Genomic DNA, 16,263 nt, shown 5'->3' on the forward strand with positions numbered 1-16,263 from the left:
GTCCGGAATCTCACCTCCGGCCGGGCCGCGCCGGGGTGCGTACCGCCGACGCCGGTGCCGCCTCGTGAGGCGACCGCTCACGCGTGCCGGTACACGGCTCCCGGCTCCAGCCTCTTCGGCGCGAACAGCTGCTTGAGCGACACCAGCGTGAACCCCCGCTCCCGCAGCTCGTCCACGATCCCCGGCACCGCGGGCACCGTGCCCTCGTAGATGTCGTGGAGCAGGATGATCCCGCCCGGTTTCGCGGACTTCAGGATGCGTTCCTCGATCACCTTCGGGTCGTGGTCCCGCCAGTCCAGCGCCCGCGAGTTCCACAGGATCTGGGCGAGCCCCAGCTCCTTGCAGAGGGCCGCCACCTGCTTGTTGGTCCGCCCCTGCGGCGGTCTCATCAGCGTCGGCCGCCGCCCCGTCAGCGGTGTGAGGGCGTTCTGCGTCTGCACCAGCTGACGACGCGCCTCCGGCAGCGGCACTTCGGTCAGCCGCGGGTGCGTCCACGAGTGGTTGCCCACCTCGTGCCCCTCCGCCGCCATCCGCCGCACCAGCTCCGGATACCTGAGGACGGGCCCCTTCCCGATCAGGAAGAACGTCGCAGGGACGTGCTTCTCCTCCAGTACGTCGAGCAGTTCACCGGTGTACCGCCCCGGCCCTCCGTCGAAGGTCAGGCTCACGCACTTGGCCACCCGGCAGTCGACGGGGCCGACTGCCGGGCCGCCCGCGAAACCGGTCAGCAGGGCGGCGGCGACCAGCACGGCGGCGGTGATCAGGGAACGGCGGCATTTCGTCACCGCACACCGGTACCAGCGTGGAGCACCCGTACAAACGCCGCCCCCGCCCCAGGTCACCCGGTCGGCCCGGTCACCCGGGGCGGTCCGGTCACCCGGCTCGGCCCGCCCACCCGGCTCGGCCCGGCAGGGGAGTGGCGCGTCTCAGCTCCGCTCCCACCTGCCGATGACGACCGTCGCCCCCAGGTCCTCGTCCTCCTCGACACGGGCCGTCAGCCCGCCCCGTACCATCGCCGCGACCGTACGGTCCGCCTGCCGCTCGCTCGTCTCGATCAGCAGGCTCCCGCCGGGCGCCAGCCAGCGCGCAGCCTGGGCCGTCACCCGCCGCTGTACGTCGAGGCCGTCGGCGCCGCCGTCCAGTGCGACGAGCGGCTCGTGGTCCCGCGCCTCGGAGGGCAGCAGTCCGATGTCCTCGGTCGGTACGTACGGGGCGTTGGCCATCAGTACGTCCACCCGCCCCAGGAGCCCGGCAGGCAGCGGCGCGTACAGGTCGCCCTCGTACACCGTGCCGCCCACCGCGCCCACGTTGCGCCGCGCACACCGCACCGCGGCGCTCTCCACGTCGGCGGCGTGCAGTTCGATCCCGGGCAGCTCCGCCCCGAGCACGGCCGCGGCGGCCCCCGACCCGCAGCACAGATCGAGCACCACGGCCCCGGGCTGCCGGGCCGCGGCCAGCACCCCCGCGCGGCGCACCAGGAACTCCGTCCGCGGCCTGGGCACGAACACTCCCGTGTCCACGGAGATCCGGTGTCCGCAGAACTCGGCCCAGCCGAGGACGTGTTCGAGGGGCAGACCGTCGATCCGCCGTTCCACCATGGCGGCGAGCTGCGCGGGCGTCCGCGCGGTGGACAGCAGCAACTCCGCCTCGTCCTCGGCGAAAACGCAACCGGCGGCCCGGAGCCGCGTGACGACGACGGAGGGAGAGAGCAGTGCGGAAGCCGGAGCCGGAGTGTGGGCGTGGGCGGAAACGGGAGCGCATGTGGATATCGACATGGGAGAGCCTTTCGGAATGATTACCGAGGGCGCTCTCCGGTCCGACCCGTAACGACAGCTGTGACGGTTACAACAGCTTCGTACGGCGACCACGAGGTGAGAGCACCCAACCTGCGACAGCGGTAATGGGTCTCACCTCCCTGGTCAGGGCCCGCACGAGCGGCGGGCAACACGGGGACCCTACCCGACAGGAGCACCGCCGTACAGAGACGGTCGGCGGCACTCGGTGTCCTTCGCGGTCGGAGCTCCTGGCGGCCCCCGGCCCCGGTGACCTCGGCCTCGCCCGGGCGGCCCCTCGCCCGGGGGAGGGGCGAAGGGCCGTACCGCTGCTACTTGTTGACGGCGAAGCGCATCAGGGCCTGCTCGTCACCCTGCTTGACCTTGCCGGTCTTGTTGATGACCTCAAGCTTCCAGTTCGCACCGTCCCGGACCGCCTTGGCGACGGCGCAGGCGTTGTCGCTGGTGAGCAGGGACGGCCAGATGTCCGCGACCTGCTGGGCGCTGCCGCCGGAGGCGTCGTACACCTTGAAGCTGATGTTCCGGGCCTTGGAGAACGAGCTGTTCTTCTTGAACGCGGCGGAGACGAACACGATGGACGTGACGTTGGTCGGCACGCGGCCGAACTCCACGGTCACCGTCTCGTCGTCGCCGTCGCCCTTGCCGGTCTGGTTGTCGCCGCTGTGCACCAGCGCGCCGTTGCCCAGCGGGTCCAGGGAGTCCAGGCCTGCGAGGCGGACCGGGTCGGCGCCGCTCATGGCGATGGCGATCAGGTCGAGGTCCGTGCCGACCGTCCGGCGCAGCTTGCCCAGTACGCCGCCGCTGCTGCCCGAGGTCGGGTCCCAGGACACGCCGATGGACAGGTGGGTCACGCCGGCCAGGTCCGCCGGGCCGTCTTCCTTGCTGAGCGTGATCATGTGAGATCCCTTGATGGTGGACAAGTAAGTGCAAATTCTGCATTGCGCCGTCGTGGCCGCCCCGGCCGGGGGTGGAGCCGTCCGGGACCCTCGCAGCCTGTCACGCGAAGTCCCAGGTGAGCATGGCGAATACGCCGTCCCGCCGCGCTCCGGACGCCGTGTACGTGGCCAGTGCAGCCGCATTGTCCGTGTCGACGCCGACCCACATGCCGTAGCAGCCGCGCTCCCTGGCCTCCGCGGCGAGGGCCTCGGTCAGCGCGCGCCCGATGCCGCGCCGCCGGTGTCCCTCGTCCACGGACAGCTCGTACAGGCACATCTCCGTGCCCTTGTCCGGATGCAGCATCTCGATGCCGGAGACCATCCCGGCCGGGAAGCCGTCGACGTACGCGACGAGCATCAGATGTCCGGGCGCTGCCAGGAAACGCTCCGCCCACTCCTCGCGCGCCGCCGCATCAAAGAGGTGCTCGGCGGCGATCAGTTCTGCTGTGGCGGTGGCGCGGCGGATCTCCACGCTGCTCTCCATGCGACGGCCTCTCCGGTACGGGCGTACAGGGGCGAGTGACGTACCACGGCTGCGGTACGGCGCAAGGGCGGCCTACTCCTCGGGGAGGGGCACCGGTTCCGCCTCGCGGCAGCCTAAAGCCACAGGACGGGCACTTAGGGTCGGGAGCATGGAGAATCCCCTTCGCCGACTCCCGCGCGGGCGCCCCCGCGGGAGGCGGCTCGCCGCCGTGCTCGCGGTGCTCGCCCTGCTGGTGGGCGGTGGAGTCTGGGCAGGCGTCGCCGCCGCAGCGGACGACCCGGCCCCCGTGCACAGGTCCGACCAGACGGTGGAGATGCCGGGCGCGCGCATCGACACCTCGTACTTCACCGCCGGTGACACCGGGAAGCGCCGGCCCGCGGTGCTCATCGGCCACGGCTTCGGCGGCAGCAAGAAGGACGTGCGGGCCCAGGCGGAGGAGCTGGCCAGGCACGGGTACGCCGCCTTGACCTGGTCCGCGCGCGGCTTCGGCAGGTCCGGCGGGAAGATCGGCCTCAACGACCCGGCCACCGAGGTCAAGGACGTGTCCCGGCTGATCGACTGGCTCGCCAAGCGCGGCGAGGTCCAGCTCGACAAGGACGGCGACCCGCGCGTCGGCGTCACCGGCGTCTCCTACGGCGGCGCGATCTCCCTCCTCGCCGCGGGCCACGACCCGCGCGTGGACGCGATCGCGCCCCAGCTGACGTACTGGAACCTCGCCCAGGCCCTCTTCCCGGACGGGGTCTTCAAGAAGCTCTGGGCCGGGATCTTCGTCACCACGGGCGGCGGCTGCGCCCGCTTCGAGCCGCGGCTGTGCGAGATGTACGAGCGGGTCGCCGTCGCGGGCAAGCCCGACGACGAGGCCCGCAAGATCCTTGAGGAGCGCAGCCCGTCCGCCGTCGCGGACCGCATCAAGGTGCCCGCGCTGATCGTCCAGGGGCAGAGCGACTCGCTCTTCCCGCTCGGCCAGGCGGACCGGATGGCCGCCGCCGTTTCCAAGAACGGCGCCCCCGTCGCCGTCGACTGGGTCTCCGGCGGCCACGACGGCGGCGACCAGGAGACCGGCCGCATCCACGGCCGCGTCACCGACTGGTTCGACCGCCACCTCAAAGAGGACGCGACGGTCGACACCGGCCCCGGCTTCCGCGTGAGCCGCACCGGAGGAGTCGACTCCACCAACGGCTCCGCCAGCCTGCGCGGCGCGGACGCCGCCCGCTACCCGGGCCTGCGGAACGACGTGCGGAACATCCCCCTCACCGGCCGCCGCGGCCCGCAGCAGACCTTCGCCAACCCGGCCGGGGCCAACCCGCCCGCCATCTCCTCCGTCCCCGGTGCGGGAGCCCTCTCGCAGCTCTCCGGGCTCGGCGTGGGTCTCTCCCTCGACTTCCCCGGCCAGTTCGCGCAGTACGACTCCGCACCCCTCGACAGCGGCGTCCAGGTCACAGGCTCGCCGACCGTCAAGGTGCGGGTGAAGTCCGACCGCGACGACATGGTGCTCTTCGCGAAGGTCTACGACGCGAGCGCGGGCGGCCGGCAGGTGCTGCCGCACCAGCTGGTGGCCCCGGTCCGGATCACCGGCGCCAAGGCCGGAAAGTCGGTCGAGCTGACCCTGCCCGCCGTCGACCACAAGTTCCAGACCGGGCACCGGATGCGGCTGCTGCTCACCGCGACCGACCTCGGATACGCGTCCCCGGCCGACCCGGCGACGTACACCGTGGCGCTGGAGAGCGGCCTCCAGGTGCCCACCGACCCGCAGCTCGCCACCGCCGCCGCCGGGCTCGCCTGGTGGGTGTGGGGGCTGCCGCTCGCGGGCGCACTGGTCGCGGGTCTGCTGCTGGTGAGCGCACGCCGCAGGACGGCCGCACCGGCCCCCGACCCGGCGCTCGCCGACGTACCGCTGACGATCACCTCTCTGAGCAAGCGGTACGGGAAGTCCGGCGACAGGTACGCCGTACGCGACCTCTCCTTCCGCGTCGAGAAGGGCCAGGTCCTCGGACTCCTCGGCCCCAACGGCGCCGGAAAGACCACCACTCTGCGGATGCTGATGGGCCTCATCACCCCCGACGACGGAGAGATCCACGTCTTCGGGCACGCCATCCGGCCCGGCGCACCTGTGCTGTCCCGGGTCGGCGCGTTCGTCGAGGGCGCGGGCTTCCTGCCGCACCTCTCGGGCCGCGCCAACCTCGACCTGTACTGGCAGGCCACGGGCCGTCCCGCCGAGGACGCGCACATCGAGGAGGCCCTGGAGATCGCAGGACTCGGCGACGCCCTCCAGCGCGCCGTACGCACGTACTCGCAGGGCATGCGCCAGCGCCTCGCGATCGCCCAGGCCATGCTCGGCATGCCGGACCTCCTGATCCTCGACGAGCCCACCAACGGCCTCGACCCGCCGCAGATCCGCGAGATGCGCGACGTGATGATCCGGTACGCGGCCGGCGGACGCACCGTCATCGTCTCCAGCCACCTCCTGTCCGAGGTCGAACAGTCCTGCACGGACCTCGTCGTCATGGACCGCGGCAAGCTCGTGCAGGCAGGCCCGGTCGCCGAGATCATCGGCGCGGGCGACACCCTGCTGGTCACCGTCGACGGCGAGGTGACGGAGGCCGTGCTCGACAAGGTGGCCGCGCTGCCGGGCGTCGACACGGCCGTACGCGCCGAGGGCGGGCTCCTGGTCCGCCTCGACGGGGCCACGGCCCGGACGCTCATCGCCGAACTGGTGCGGATGGACGTCCCGTTGACCGGGGTGGGCCCGCACCGCCGCCTGGAGGACGCGTTCCTCACCCTGATCGGAGGCCCGGCATGAGCAGTGCGACCGTGACCGACACCGCGACCGACACGGCGCCCGGCTACCGGCCGGGGCGGACGCTCCCGCTGCGGGTGGAGGCCAAACGCCAGTGGCGTCGGCGCCGCACGATGGTCATGGCGATCATCCTGGGCGCCCTGCCCTTCGTCCTCATCGCGGCCTTCGCCATCGGCGGCACCCCCGCCGAGCGGGGCGGCAGCGCCAGCGGCCGGATCAACCTCATGGACACGGCGACCGCCTCCGGCGCGAACTTCGCCGCGACCTGCCTGTTCGTCTCGGCGGGCTTCCTGCTGATCATCCCGGTCGCCCTCTTCTGCGGCGACACCGTCGCCTCCGAGGCCAACTGGTCGTCCCTGCGCTACCTGCTCGCCGCACCCGTGCCACGCGCCCGGCTGCTGTGGAGCAAGCTGGCCGTGGCGCTCGTCTTCAGCCTGGCGGCGATGGTGCTGCTGCCGCTGGTCGCACTGATCGCCGGTACGGCGGCGTACGGCTGGGGACCCCTGGAGCTGCCCACCGGCGGCGCGCTGGCGGCGGGCACGGCGGTGCCTCGCCTCGGCCTGGTCGTCGCGTACCTCTTCGTCTCCCAGCTGGTCACCGCGGCCCTCGCCTTCTGGCTCTCCACGAAGACGGACGCACCCCTGGGCGCGGTCGGCGGCGCGGTCGGCCTGACGATCGTCGGGAACGTCCTGGACGCGGTCACCGCACTGGGCGACTGGCGCGACTTCCTGCCCGCGCACTGGCAGTTCGCCTGGGTGGACGCGATCCAGCCGCAGCTGGAAATGGGCGGGATGCTCAAGGGCGCGGCGATCTCGGTGACGTACGCACTGGTGCTGTTCGCGCTCGCCTTCCGGGGCTTCTCCCGCAAGGACATCGTGTCGTGACGTAAAGGGGCTGCGGGCGGGCGCGACTCCGTACATCATGTGCGGCATGTCAACTCTTCTGCTCGCACTGGCAGTTGTCTCCACAGGCCTCTACGCGGGCATGATGCTGATCTTCCTGACCGGCATCATGCCCGCACTGGCGCGGGTGGACGACGAGCAGTTCGTCGGCGTGATGCGCCGCATCAACGAGGACGTGCCGCGCGGAATCTTCGTCACGACGATGTTCGCGTCGGTGCTCTTCCCCGTCGCGGCCCTCGTCGTCGGCCCGGAAGGAGGCCGCTCGGCCACCCAGCTCTGGCTCCTGATCGGCGGCCTGGCCCTCACCGTCCTCAACCACGCCGTGACGGCGGGCGGCAACATCCCGCTCAACAACGCCCTCGCGGCCTCGGAGACGGCCGGCACCCCGGCCACCGAGGTACGGGTCACCTTCGAATCCCGCTGGAACCGGCTGCACGCCTCGCGCACCCTCTTCGCGGTGACCGGATTCGCCCTGCTGGTGGCGAGCGCACTGGCCTAGGCACTCGCCCCGGACGCTCGTCCCAGGCGCTCGTACGACATCATCGCCGCAGCAGCGCGAACAGCGTTTCCCACCGCTCCGCGACCACCTCGGGGGCGTACCGCCGCACATTCTCCCGGGCCGCGTCGCCGAGCTGTTCCCGCAGCTCCCGGTCGGCCATCAACCGCTCGATCTTCCGCGCCAGTTCGTCCACGTTGCCCGGCCGGGCGAGCAAGCCGTCGACGCCGTCCGTCACGATCTCCCGCACCCCGGGCGACGCGTCGAACGCGACGCACGGCAGCCCGGCCGCCTGCGCCTCAAGAGGCGTCACCGGAAACCCCTCCTGGCGCGACGGCAGCACGAACACCGAACCCTCCCGCAGCGCCCCCGGCACGTCCTCCGTGAACCCCATCCACTCCACGGAGGACCCGAGCCCCAGCTCCGCGCACTGCTTCTGCAGCACCTCCTCGCGGGTACGTGCGTCCCCGGTGCTCTCGCCGTACATCCGCAGCCGCCAGTCCGGATGACGAGGCGCCACCTGCGCCCACGCGTCGAGCAGAATGTCCGGCCCCTTGTCGTGGTCGAGGCGGCCGATGCTCAGTACGCACTTCCGGTCGCGCGGCGAGGGGTCCCGCACGGCCCCCGGAAGGAGCCCCGGCATCACCCCGGCGTGGTTGACCCAGCTGCGGATCCACCAGTCGGCGTCCTGCCGGGTCGGCGCGAGCACCCGGTCCGCGTGCTGCCGGCACAGCCAGCGCAGCCGCGGGAAGCGCCCCGACCGCTTGGTGACGGCGTACGGCTCATGGCTCATCAGGACGACCGGGAGCCCCGTGGTGTCCGCGAGCGCCACCCACTCCAGCACCCACCCCTCGGTCACCACGACGACCCCGCGGGCCCCGGCTGCCCCGCGGGGCCCACCAGCCCCGACGGCCCCGTCGGTCTCCTGGAAGAGCGCGGACAGTTCCGCCGCCTTCGCCCGCATGCCCCGCTCGTGCGCACGCCGCCGCCGGTGCGCGAGCAGATCCAGCGGGTGGCGGGGCTTCCCCGGCGCGGCGGGCGGCGGGGCGTCGTACAACGCGCTGACCCGGTACGGAAGACCACTCCCGGTCCGCAGCCGCCGCACCCCGTCCCCCGCGGGCGCCACGCCGATGAGCCGCACCCGGTGGCCCCGCTCGCTGAAGAGCCCGGCCAACTGGTGGGTCCGGCGGGCGGTGCCACCCTGGGCGTCGACGCTGCCGGAGACAAGAAAGACGTCCAAGAGCATTCCCGGGCTGGAGAGCGGTTGGGGCATTCCGGGCGAATCTACACAAGGGGAGGCCCGCTGACGGGGAGGGCGGAGCGCTGGGCCCGTCGGCCGCCGCGCGCCCGGATCGGGCCTGCCGCACTCCGGTCGGTGGCTCCGGCGGGTCCCGGCGGTGGCTCCGGCAGGGTCCCTCCGGTGAAGTCGGCCGGTCCCGCCGGAGACGTCGGCCGACTTGCCGAGAAAAGGCCTATTGGGGAGATTTGTTGCCCTGGCTCAATACGACTGGCAGAAGCGCGCGCCCAGGCCCTCCTTGATTCATTCCGTGCGTCCGCAAGGATAAAAAAGCAATACATCCAAGCGGCGAATTTCCCGACATTCCATGTGCTCAGGTAATTCCGCATCATTTCGAGGGATCTGAGCAATATGGATTGGGACGTCATCCTTGTGCTGCTCGCCGTGGCAGCCATGGCCGGGTGGATCGACGCGGTGGTCGGCGGTGGCGGTCTGCTGCAGTTGCCCGCGCTGCTCATAGGCGCCGGCCACCTGCCGGTGGCCTCCGTGCTCGGCACCAACAAACTGGCCGCGACCTTCGGCACCCTGGCCGCCGCCCTGGCCTACGGCCGCAAGCACCCGATGTCGCGCAAGGTGGTGGCGGTGGGCGGCAGCGCGGCCGTGGCCGGTTCGGCGGGCGGCGCGCTGGTTGCCTCTGCCGTCTCCTCCGACTTCCTCCGCCCGGTGATCCTCGTACTGCTGGTCGCGGTGGCCTGCTTCGTCCTGCTGCGCCCCAGCTTCGGAGCGGGAAAGCCGGGAACGGAGGGCCCGGACGCCTCCCGCCAGGCTCCCGAGCGGCGCAGGGCCGCCTTGCTGGTGCTGCTGGCGGGCGGCGGGATCGGGTTCTACGACGGGCTGGTGGGCCCGGGAACCGGCACCTTCCTCATCGTCACCTTCACCACCGTCCTCAGCCTGGAATTCATCCGGGCGCTGTCCACGGTGAAGATGATCAACGTCGGCACCAACCTGGGTGCGCTGCTGGTGTTCGCGTCGCAGGGACACGTCCTGTGGCTGCTGGGCCTGGGCATGTCGGCCTTCAACGTGGCCGGCGCCCTCGTCGGAGCGCGGATGACGCTGGCCAGGGGCAGCGGATTCGTCAGGGTCGTACTGCTGGTCGTCGTCACGGTGATGATCCTGCGCCTCGGGTACGACCAGTTCGGCTGAGGGGCCGGGAGGCCGGGAGGGCAGGAGGGCAGGAGGCCGACAGGGCAGGTCCGGCGTGGATCGTCACGCCAGGGCCGCGACGGCGTCCACGCTGATCCGCCGCCCACCCGCGAGCGTGACGACCGCCGCGCTGCGGGCGGGCGGAGCCTGCGGGAAGACGTCGGCGAAGACGGTGTTGAGAGCGGTGAGCTGCCCGGGGTCGGCGTAGAAGACGGTCACCTTCGCCACGAGGGCGAGGCTGCTGCCCCCGACCAGGAGGACCCGCTCCAGGTTGGCGAACGCCTGGCGGCACTCGCTCTCGAACGGTCCCTCCCGGACCGTGCCGGTCCGCGGGTCCACTCCCGTCTGGGCGGACACGAAGAGCAGGCCGCCGACCCGGGTGGCCGGTGAGTACGGGCCGAGGACCGGAAGGTCCGGGCTGTGAAGAGGATGCACGGTCATGCTGCCGCCGCCTCCTTCTCGCCGCTCAGTACGTCCGCCAGGAGGCCGGGGGTGACGTTGCCGCCGCTGATCACGGCGACGCAGGGCAGCCCCGCCGGCAGCCGGTCGTGGTGGAAGAGGAAGGCCGCTGTGGCGACCGCTCCCGACGGCTCCGCGACCAGCCGGGCGCGGGAGGCGATGACCCGCATGGATGCGCGGATCTCTGCCTCGCTGACGGTGATGATGTCGTCGGCGTAGGCGCGGACGTGCTGCCAGGTCAGGTCGCCGAGGGCCGGCGTGCGCAGGCCGTCGGCGAGCGTCCGGCCGGTCTGCGCGGCGGTCCATCGGCTGATCCGGCCGATACGCAGGCTCTCGGCCGCATCCCCGGCGAACTCCGGTTCCACCCCGATCACCCGGCAGGACGGGCGGAGCAGCTTCACCGCTGCGCCGATCCCGGAGATGAGCCCGCCGCCGCCGACGGGCACGAGCACCGTGAAGTCCCCCGGCAGGTCTTCGAGGATCTCCAGCCCGACAGTGCCCTGCCCCGCGACGACCCCAGGATCGTCGTACGGCGGAACCAGGGTGTGGCCGTGGTCGGCGGCCAGTGCGAGCGCGGCCTCGCGATAGGAGTCCGCGGGGACGGTCCGGACCTGCGCGCCCAGCGCCCTGGTGGCCTCGATCTTCACCGCGGACGCGGTGTCCGGCATGACGACGACCGCGCGGATCCCGAAGCCCCGGGCGGACAGGGCCACCGCCTGGGCGTGGTTGCCGCTGGAGTGGGTGACGACGCCGCGGGCACGTTCCGCGTCGCTCAGCATGGCGATCTTGTTGTACGCGCCGCGGATCTTGAAGGCTCCCGTGGTCTGGAGATTCTCCGCCTTGAGCCGCAGCGGGTGTGCACTGCCCGGGACCAGGTCCGCCGCCGGGAGCGGGATCAGGGGGGTGCGGACGATGGCAGAGGCTGCCGAGATGCGGTCCCGGGCGCTTTCCAACGCGGACAGCGAGGTGAGTGACACGACTTTCCTTAGCGATTACAGAACTCGCACCGGACGGTGGGAGAGGAAGGCGGAGACGCACTCGGCGGCGTCGGAGTAGCTCAGCTCGAAGTTGCCCCGGGTCACGTAACCGATGTGCGGCGTCAGGACCGTGTTCGGAGCCCGCAGGACGGGATCGGACGCGGGGACGGGTTCCACCGGGTGGACGTCCAGTCCCGCTCCGCCGATCCACCCGCCGTGCAGGGCGGCGAGCAGGGCCGCCTGGTCCACGACGGGTGCGCGGGAGGTGTTGATCAGGTGGGCGGTCGGCTTCATGAGCCGGAGCTCGGCCTCGCCGACCACGGATCTGGTCCGTTCGCTGTAGCGGAGATGGATCGTGACGTAGTCGGAACGGCGGAACAGCTCTTCCTTGGAGACCACTTCGACGCCGGCGCAGGAGCCGTGCTCGGCTGTCAGATTCTGGCTCCAGGCCACGACGTCCATTCCGAACGCGGTGCCGATCGCGGCGACCCTCCGGCCCAGTTTCCCCAGTCCGACCACCCCGAGGGTGGCGCCGTCGAGGTCCAGGCCCACGCCGCTCTGCCAGGCACCGGCGCGCAGCCCGGCGTCCTGCCTGCCGGTGCGTTTGGCCAGTTCGAGGATGAGGGCCCAGGTCAGTTCGGCAGCCGGGTGGGGGCGCAGGCGGGTACCGCAGACCGTGATGCCGAGCGACCGTGCGGCCTCACGGTCGATGGCGGCGTTGCTCATGCCCGTGGTGATGAGCAGGCGGAGACCTGGCAGCCGTTCCAGCACACCTGCGGGGAACGGCGTGCGTTCGCGCATGGCGACCACGGCGTCGAACGGCCGGAGCCGTTCGACGAGGGTGTCGGCATCCGTCAGATGGTCGTGGAAGAAGGCGACTTCGGTGTGTTCCGGCAGCCCCTGCCAGCAGCCGAGCCGAGCGGCTGCCTGCTGGTAGTCGTCGATGACGGCGACGCGGAACCTGCTCGTCGTCCCTGGTGCTTCAGGCACTGATCGGAGCGGCGATCTGCACCCGCTTGAGGTGGCGGGCCGGGTCGTCGAACGCGTTGCGGGAGTGCAGCATCCGCCAGTTGCTCCAGACGATCATGTCGCGCTCCTGGTACTCCACGGCGACGTGGCACTCGTCGTAGATCTCCTTGCCGCGCTCCACCAGCCGACGTGCGAGCTCGTCGCCCTCGGGCACGACCAGGTTGTTGTAGGAGAAGCGGAAGACCAGTTCGCCGTCGACCTCCTCCAGCACCGGGTGCTCGGCATGGTGCTGCACTCCGCGGCGGGCGAGGCCCTCCGTCGACTTCCACTCGTAGGTGGTCTCCAGGAAGTGCCGCTTCTCGTCCTCGGTGAACTCGCGGAGGATCCGGTCGCCGTCGAGCATGGTGGTCTCGCCCCCGAGCCCGGACGCGGGCGTGACGCACCACAGGGCCATGAAGCGCGGAGGGGTCCCGCGGAACTCGTAGCCCTCCGTGTGCGGGACCAACTGACGGCGGTTCTGTGCGTGGTAGACGTCGTCCATGTCGGCCTCCGGCTTCAGATCGCCGATCACGGTGCCGGTGGGCGTGGGCTGGAAGTCCCCCAGCTCCTTCAGGAACGCCACATGGTCGAAGCTGTCCGGCACATTCACGATCTGGACATAACCGTTGTTCCCCAGCAGTTGACGGAACGCGTACTTCAGAACGCTGTCGGGCAACGGGTCGTTGTTGACATCAGAACAGGAAAGGACACTGTCGGGCGACTTCGGCATGGTGACTTCCTCTGGTCCATCTCATTTCACGGAACGGGGTTTTCCCGCTTCGAGAGATCATCCTTGTCGCCCACCACCCACGGATCCAGGATCTAAATCGTCGCCCCTCGGACTGTCCGTATGTCGCCACCGGGACACTCTGCGTGTACGGCGTCAATTCGGTCGACTCGGGCATTCGCTCCGTCGGTCGGTGTCCCACGCAGTGGCGAGGCTTGGCCGCCGGTGATACCCGTGACGTGCCCATAAACCCAAAGTGGCCGCTCATTTTCTGTTGAAGCGTCGAGCTTCGCGAGAAAATGAGCGGCCACAGTTGCCGCAGCTGCGTGCGTTTACGGGTTCTGGACTCCCCAGCCGGTGTCGTGCTTCGAAGAAGTGATCCCGGCCGCCGCCGTGGCCACCGAAGCGGTGGACGGTGCGGCTGAGGACTGGAGTTGGGCAGCTCCAGAAATCGCGAGAAGGAGGCACGCGCCGAGGGAAATGGTGAGCACGCGGCGACGGGCGGAACGCATTGGAGCAGGCATGGCGGAGAGTTCCTAATAGTGAGGCGGCTGCCGAAGATTTGGCAGCCGTACGTGTGCACACAATCTTCACCGGGACGGGAGCCCGATTCAAGGGGTGCCCTCGTGTGCACTTCCGCCAGACGCAATGCGACAAGTGGTCAAAACGGCCGCTACGCGCGAACCGCGAGGGCTTCGCCGCTCTCCAGGTCCTGGCTCTTCTCCAGGAGGCCGCTGCGATGGATCAGATAGCCGGCCTGGAGGCGGCTGTTCGCCCCGAGCTCTTCCGTGATCTTGACCAGCCGCCGCTGCAGGGTGCGCATCGAGATGCCGAGCCTGCGGGCCACCGCGTGGTCGCTCTCTCCGCTCACCAGCAGCCGGACCAGCGTGTGGTCCATGTCCTCGGACACGGTCTGGATCTGCTCGGGATCGTGGCCGATCGGGAACAGGTCGCCCTTCAGCCAGATGTGTTCGAACGCCTGCACCGCGAAGTCGACGACGCTGCTGTCGCGGATCACCATGGCGCCCTGCTGGTTGCCGACGAGCGAGACCAGGGCGACCTTGCGGTCGAAGATGATGACCCGCATCAGGTTCGCGCTCGTCGTGCGTACCTCACCGCCCAGGCGGGTCAGCCGCTCGACGTACGCGGCGGTCGCTTGGTGGTAGCGCGCGGGATGCTGGTAGAGGGTGCGCATCCGTACGCCCTTGCGGAGTATCCCCTCGTCCCTCTGGATCGCCTCCGTCAGCTCCTCGACGCTGCGCCGACCGCCCGGCTGGGAGGTCAGTACCTCCTCCCGGCACTCTGCCGCCAGCTGCTCGATCGTGGCCAGCACGTCGTCGAGTTCGGGGAGGGCCTGCAAGGGCTGGGTGCCGTCCGGCCGGCGGTGCTCGAAGAGCGGCAGCAGTCCCAGCAGTTCGTGCCGGAGCCGCTCCACTTCCTCCATCTGGCGCCGCAGCCCGTTCTCTATCGGTGTGGCGACCAGAGCCACCGCGGAGGACGGGCTGACGGCGGAGACGAGGTTCCCGGCTCCTGGCTTCGCGTTCAGCAGCCGCAGCGCCAGTAGACGATGCACCGAACTCTCGGCCTCCTGGTAGGAGATACCGAGCTTGTTCGCCAGCTCGGTCACCTCTCCGTGGCCGTTCTCCAGTACGGACTCGTACAACCAGCGGTCCATGTCAGTGAGGTAAGCCTCGCTGCTTCGTGCTGGTTTAGGAATGTCTAGCACGTTCTCCCCCCCTGTCGGGATTCGGACAGTCCGATAGATGATCCCACGTCGAGATCACTCTTCTAAGTGATCTCGGGCACGATGAATCTGGTCCTTGCGCGGAATTGAGGGGGTATTGGAAGCCGCCCCGCGCGCACTGATTGCCTTATGTACCGGTTTCGGAAACCGAAGGTCTGCGTCGACACATCTGTCCGCGCCCGGTCCGGGAAGGTCCGCGCGGCATGTCGCTCACGTACCGCGAGGTCAGAGCCCCGCACGACCGGGACCGGGACCGGGCCGCGGGAGCGACGTGGCGCACGCGGGGAGCGGACGACGGCGCCTGCTCCAGGACGATCCCCGGGCGTGCGGGGCTCACCGGAAAGACTTATGAGGGGATGGGGGAAACGCGAAACGTGACCGACAAAAGCAAATCGGAACATATGGCGGACACGGAATTGCCGGAGTGCACCGTACGTCTGGCGCTGCGTGACACGGTGCCGGTAGCCATGGGATATCTGCCGTTGGGAGCCGCCTACGGGCTGCTCCTGGCAGACGCCGGGATCGAATGGTACTGGGCGCCGCTGTCAAGCATTTTTGTTTTCGCCGGCGCCATGCAGTTCCTCTCGGTTCCGTTGCTTGCGGCGGGGATTCCGTTGTTCCAACTGGCGACGACCACGCTCGTCATCAACTTCCGTCACGTCTTCTACGGAATCTCCTTCCCGCTGAATGAACTGCGCGGCAGGACCCGTCGCGCCTACGGCGTATTCGCGCTCACCGACGAGACGTATTCGCTCGTCGCCGCAAAAGCGGGAGAATCCCTTTCGGGGCGACGCATCCATTTCATCCAGTTGTTCAGCCATGCCTGGTGGATCCTCGGTTCCACGACGGGCGCGCTCGCGTCGATGCTGATCCCCAGCGGGATCGACGGGATTGATTTCGCTCTCACCGCTCTCTTCACGGTGCTGGCCCAGGAGCACTTCTACCGGCGGAGCAGCCGCAGGCCCATGGTGTACGGAGCGCTGGCAGGCGCTGTCGGATTTTTTGCCGGGAACAAACACTTCCTCAGCGTGGCCATGGCGGTGTTCCTCGTCATGGTGGCCACCGAGGCGATTCTCGAACGTCGGCGCGCCCAGGAAGGTGACCGGAGAGAGGCCGCACCCGGGGATGCCAAGGAGATGGCGCGGTGAGCGGCGGATATCTGATGGGGGCCGTCGCGGTCATGGCCGCCGTGACGTTCGCTGTGCGCGCCGCACCGTTCGTGCTGCTGCAACGTGTCACGGACTCGCAGGTCATGCGCGCCCTCGGGACCCTGATGCCGCCCGGCGTCATGGTGATCCTGGTGCTGTACAGCGTCAGCTCGACGGAGGCCGAAGTGCTTTTTGACCACCTCCCGGCAGTCGGCGGGATCGCGGTGACCGCCGCGGTTTATCACTGGAAGCGCAACGCATTGCTCGCCATCGTCGCCGGCACCGGTATCCACATGGCATTGCTGCGCCTGGTCGGTTGACCCTTCCAGGGTTTTCGGACCGCCGTGGCGGGC

16 protein-coding genes are annotated in these 16,263 nt (G+C 70.1%); 6 read left to right on the forward strand and 10 right to left on the reverse strand.

The features are described 5' to 3' along the window. Positions 1–77: 77 nt before the first annotated feature. From ACWGIG_RS11995 to ACWGIG_RS12010, 4 genes are all read right to left on the reverse strand, one after another. Complete coding sequence (locus ACWGIG_RS11995; RefSeq protein ID WP_453321431.1) at positions 78–785, reverse strand: polysaccharide deacetylase family protein; 708 nt, start codon at positions 783–785, stop codon at positions 78–80. A 141-nt stretch (positions 786–926) separates the two neighbouring features. Further along, the gene (locus ACWGIG_RS12000) at positions 927–1,775 is read right to left on the reverse strand and encodes a putative protein N(5)-glutamine methyltransferase (protein ID WP_453321432.1); all 849 of its coding nucleotides are present in this window, start codon (positions 1,773–1,775) and stop codon (positions 927–929) included. 329 nt (positions 1,776–2,104) lie between these two features. Continuing rightward, positions 2,105–2,689: a TerD family protein gene (locus ACWGIG_RS12005; RefSeq protein ID WP_453321433.1), complete on the reverse strand. Its 585-nt coding sequence runs from the start codon at positions 2,687–2,689 to the stop codon at positions 2,105–2,107. A gap of 100 nt (positions 2,690–2,789) precedes the next feature. Continuing rightward, the gene (locus ACWGIG_RS12010; protein WP_453321459.1) at positions 2,790–3,200 is read right to left on the reverse strand and encodes an N-acetyltransferase family protein; all 411 of its coding nucleotides are present in this window, start codon (positions 3,198–3,200) and stop codon (positions 2,790–2,792) included. Between the two features lie 160 nt (positions 3,201–3,360). Between ACWGIG_RS12010 and ACWGIG_RS12015 the strand changes: the two genes are divergently transcribed. From ACWGIG_RS12015 to ACWGIG_RS12025, 3 genes are read left to right on the forward strand one after another with little or no spacing between them, the layout of a single operon-like run. Beyond that, positions 3,361–6,012, forward strand: coding sequence for an alpha/beta fold hydrolase (locus tag ACWGIG_RS12015; RefSeq protein ID WP_453321434.1), 2,652 nt, complete (start codon positions 3,361–3,363; stop codon positions 6,010–6,012). Continuing rightward, positions 6,009–6,893: an ABC transporter permease gene (locus ACWGIG_RS12020; RefSeq protein WP_453321435.1), complete on the forward strand. Its 885-nt coding sequence runs from the start codon at positions 6,009–6,011 to the stop codon at positions 6,891–6,893. Before ACWGIG_RS12015 ends, ACWGIG_RS12020 begins: the two co-directional genes overlap by 4 nt. Before the next feature lie 46 nt (positions 6,894–6,939). Further along, the gene (locus ACWGIG_RS12025) at positions 6,940–7,410 is read left to right on the forward strand and encodes an anthrone oxygenase family protein (protein WP_453321436.1); all 471 of its coding nucleotides are present in this window, start codon (positions 6,940–6,942) and stop codon (positions 7,408–7,410) included. Between the two features lie 40 nt (positions 7,411–7,450). Here ACWGIG_RS12025 and ACWGIG_RS12030 read toward each other — a convergent pair whose 3' ends face one another. Continuing rightward, entirely contained in the window at positions 7,451–8,647 is a 1,197-nt protein-coding gene (locus tag ACWGIG_RS12030; protein WP_453321437.1) for a glycosyltransferase, read from the reverse strand. Between the two features lie 408 nt (positions 8,648–9,055). On the opposite strand from ACWGIG_RS12030, the gene ACWGIG_RS12035 reads away from it, so the two are divergent. Beyond that, positions 9,056–9,847, forward strand: coding sequence for a TSUP family transporter (locus tag ACWGIG_RS12035; RefSeq protein WP_453321438.1), 792 nt, complete (start codon positions 9,056–9,058; stop codon positions 9,845–9,847). A gap of 63 nt (positions 9,848–9,910) precedes the next feature. On the opposite strand, the gene ACWGIG_RS12040 is transcribed toward ACWGIG_RS12035, so the two are convergent. The 5 genes from ACWGIG_RS12040 to ACWGIG_RS12060 form a co-directional block, all read right to left on the reverse strand. Next, positions 9,911–10,288, reverse strand: a complete 378-nt coding sequence (locus ACWGIG_RS12040; protein WP_453321439.1) for a RidA family protein — start codon at positions 10,286–10,288, stop codon at positions 9,911–9,913. Further along, positions 10,285–11,283, reverse strand: coding sequence for a threonine ammonia-lyase (locus tag ACWGIG_RS12045; protein ID WP_453321440.1), 999 nt, complete (start codon positions 11,281–11,283; stop codon positions 10,285–10,287). The genes ACWGIG_RS12040 and ACWGIG_RS12045 overlap by 4 nt, the downstream gene beginning before the upstream one ends. Positions 11,284–11,298: 15 nt before the next feature. Then, on the reverse strand, positions 11,299–12,273 hold the full coding sequence (locus ACWGIG_RS12050) for a D-2-hydroxyacid dehydrogenase family protein (RefSeq protein WP_453321441.1): 975 nt from the start codon (positions 12,271–12,273) through the stop codon (positions 11,299–11,301). Further along, positions 12,266–13,021: a TauD/TfdA family dioxygenase gene (locus tag ACWGIG_RS12055; protein WP_453321442.1), complete on the reverse strand. Its 756-nt coding sequence runs from the start codon at positions 13,019–13,021 to the stop codon at positions 12,266–12,268. Before ACWGIG_RS12055 ends, ACWGIG_RS12050 begins: the two co-directional genes overlap by 8 nt. Positions 13,022–13,691: 670 nt before the next feature. Further along, positions 13,692–14,693, reverse strand: coding sequence for a hypothetical protein (locus ACWGIG_RS12060; protein WP_453321443.1), 1,002 nt, complete (start codon positions 14,691–14,693; stop codon positions 13,692–13,694). A gap of 443 nt (positions 14,694–15,136) precedes the next feature. On the opposite strand from ACWGIG_RS12060, the gene ACWGIG_RS12065 reads away from it, so the two are divergent. Both ACWGIG_RS12065 and ACWGIG_RS12070 read left to right on the forward strand, forming a co-directional pair. After that, complete coding sequence (locus ACWGIG_RS12065) at positions 15,137–15,910, forward strand: AzlC family ABC transporter permease (protein ID WP_453321444.1); 774 nt, start codon at positions 15,137–15,139, stop codon at positions 15,908–15,910. After that, positions 15,907–16,230: a branched-chain amino acid transporter permease gene (locus ACWGIG_RS12070; RefSeq protein WP_453321445.1), complete on the forward strand. Its 324-nt coding sequence runs from the start codon at positions 15,907–15,909 to the stop codon at positions 16,228–16,230. The genes ACWGIG_RS12065 and ACWGIG_RS12070 overlap by 4 nt, the downstream gene beginning before the upstream one ends. Positions 16,231–16,263 lie beyond the last annotated feature (33 nt).

Source organism: Streptomyces sp. NPDC054863 (assembly GCF_053610825.1).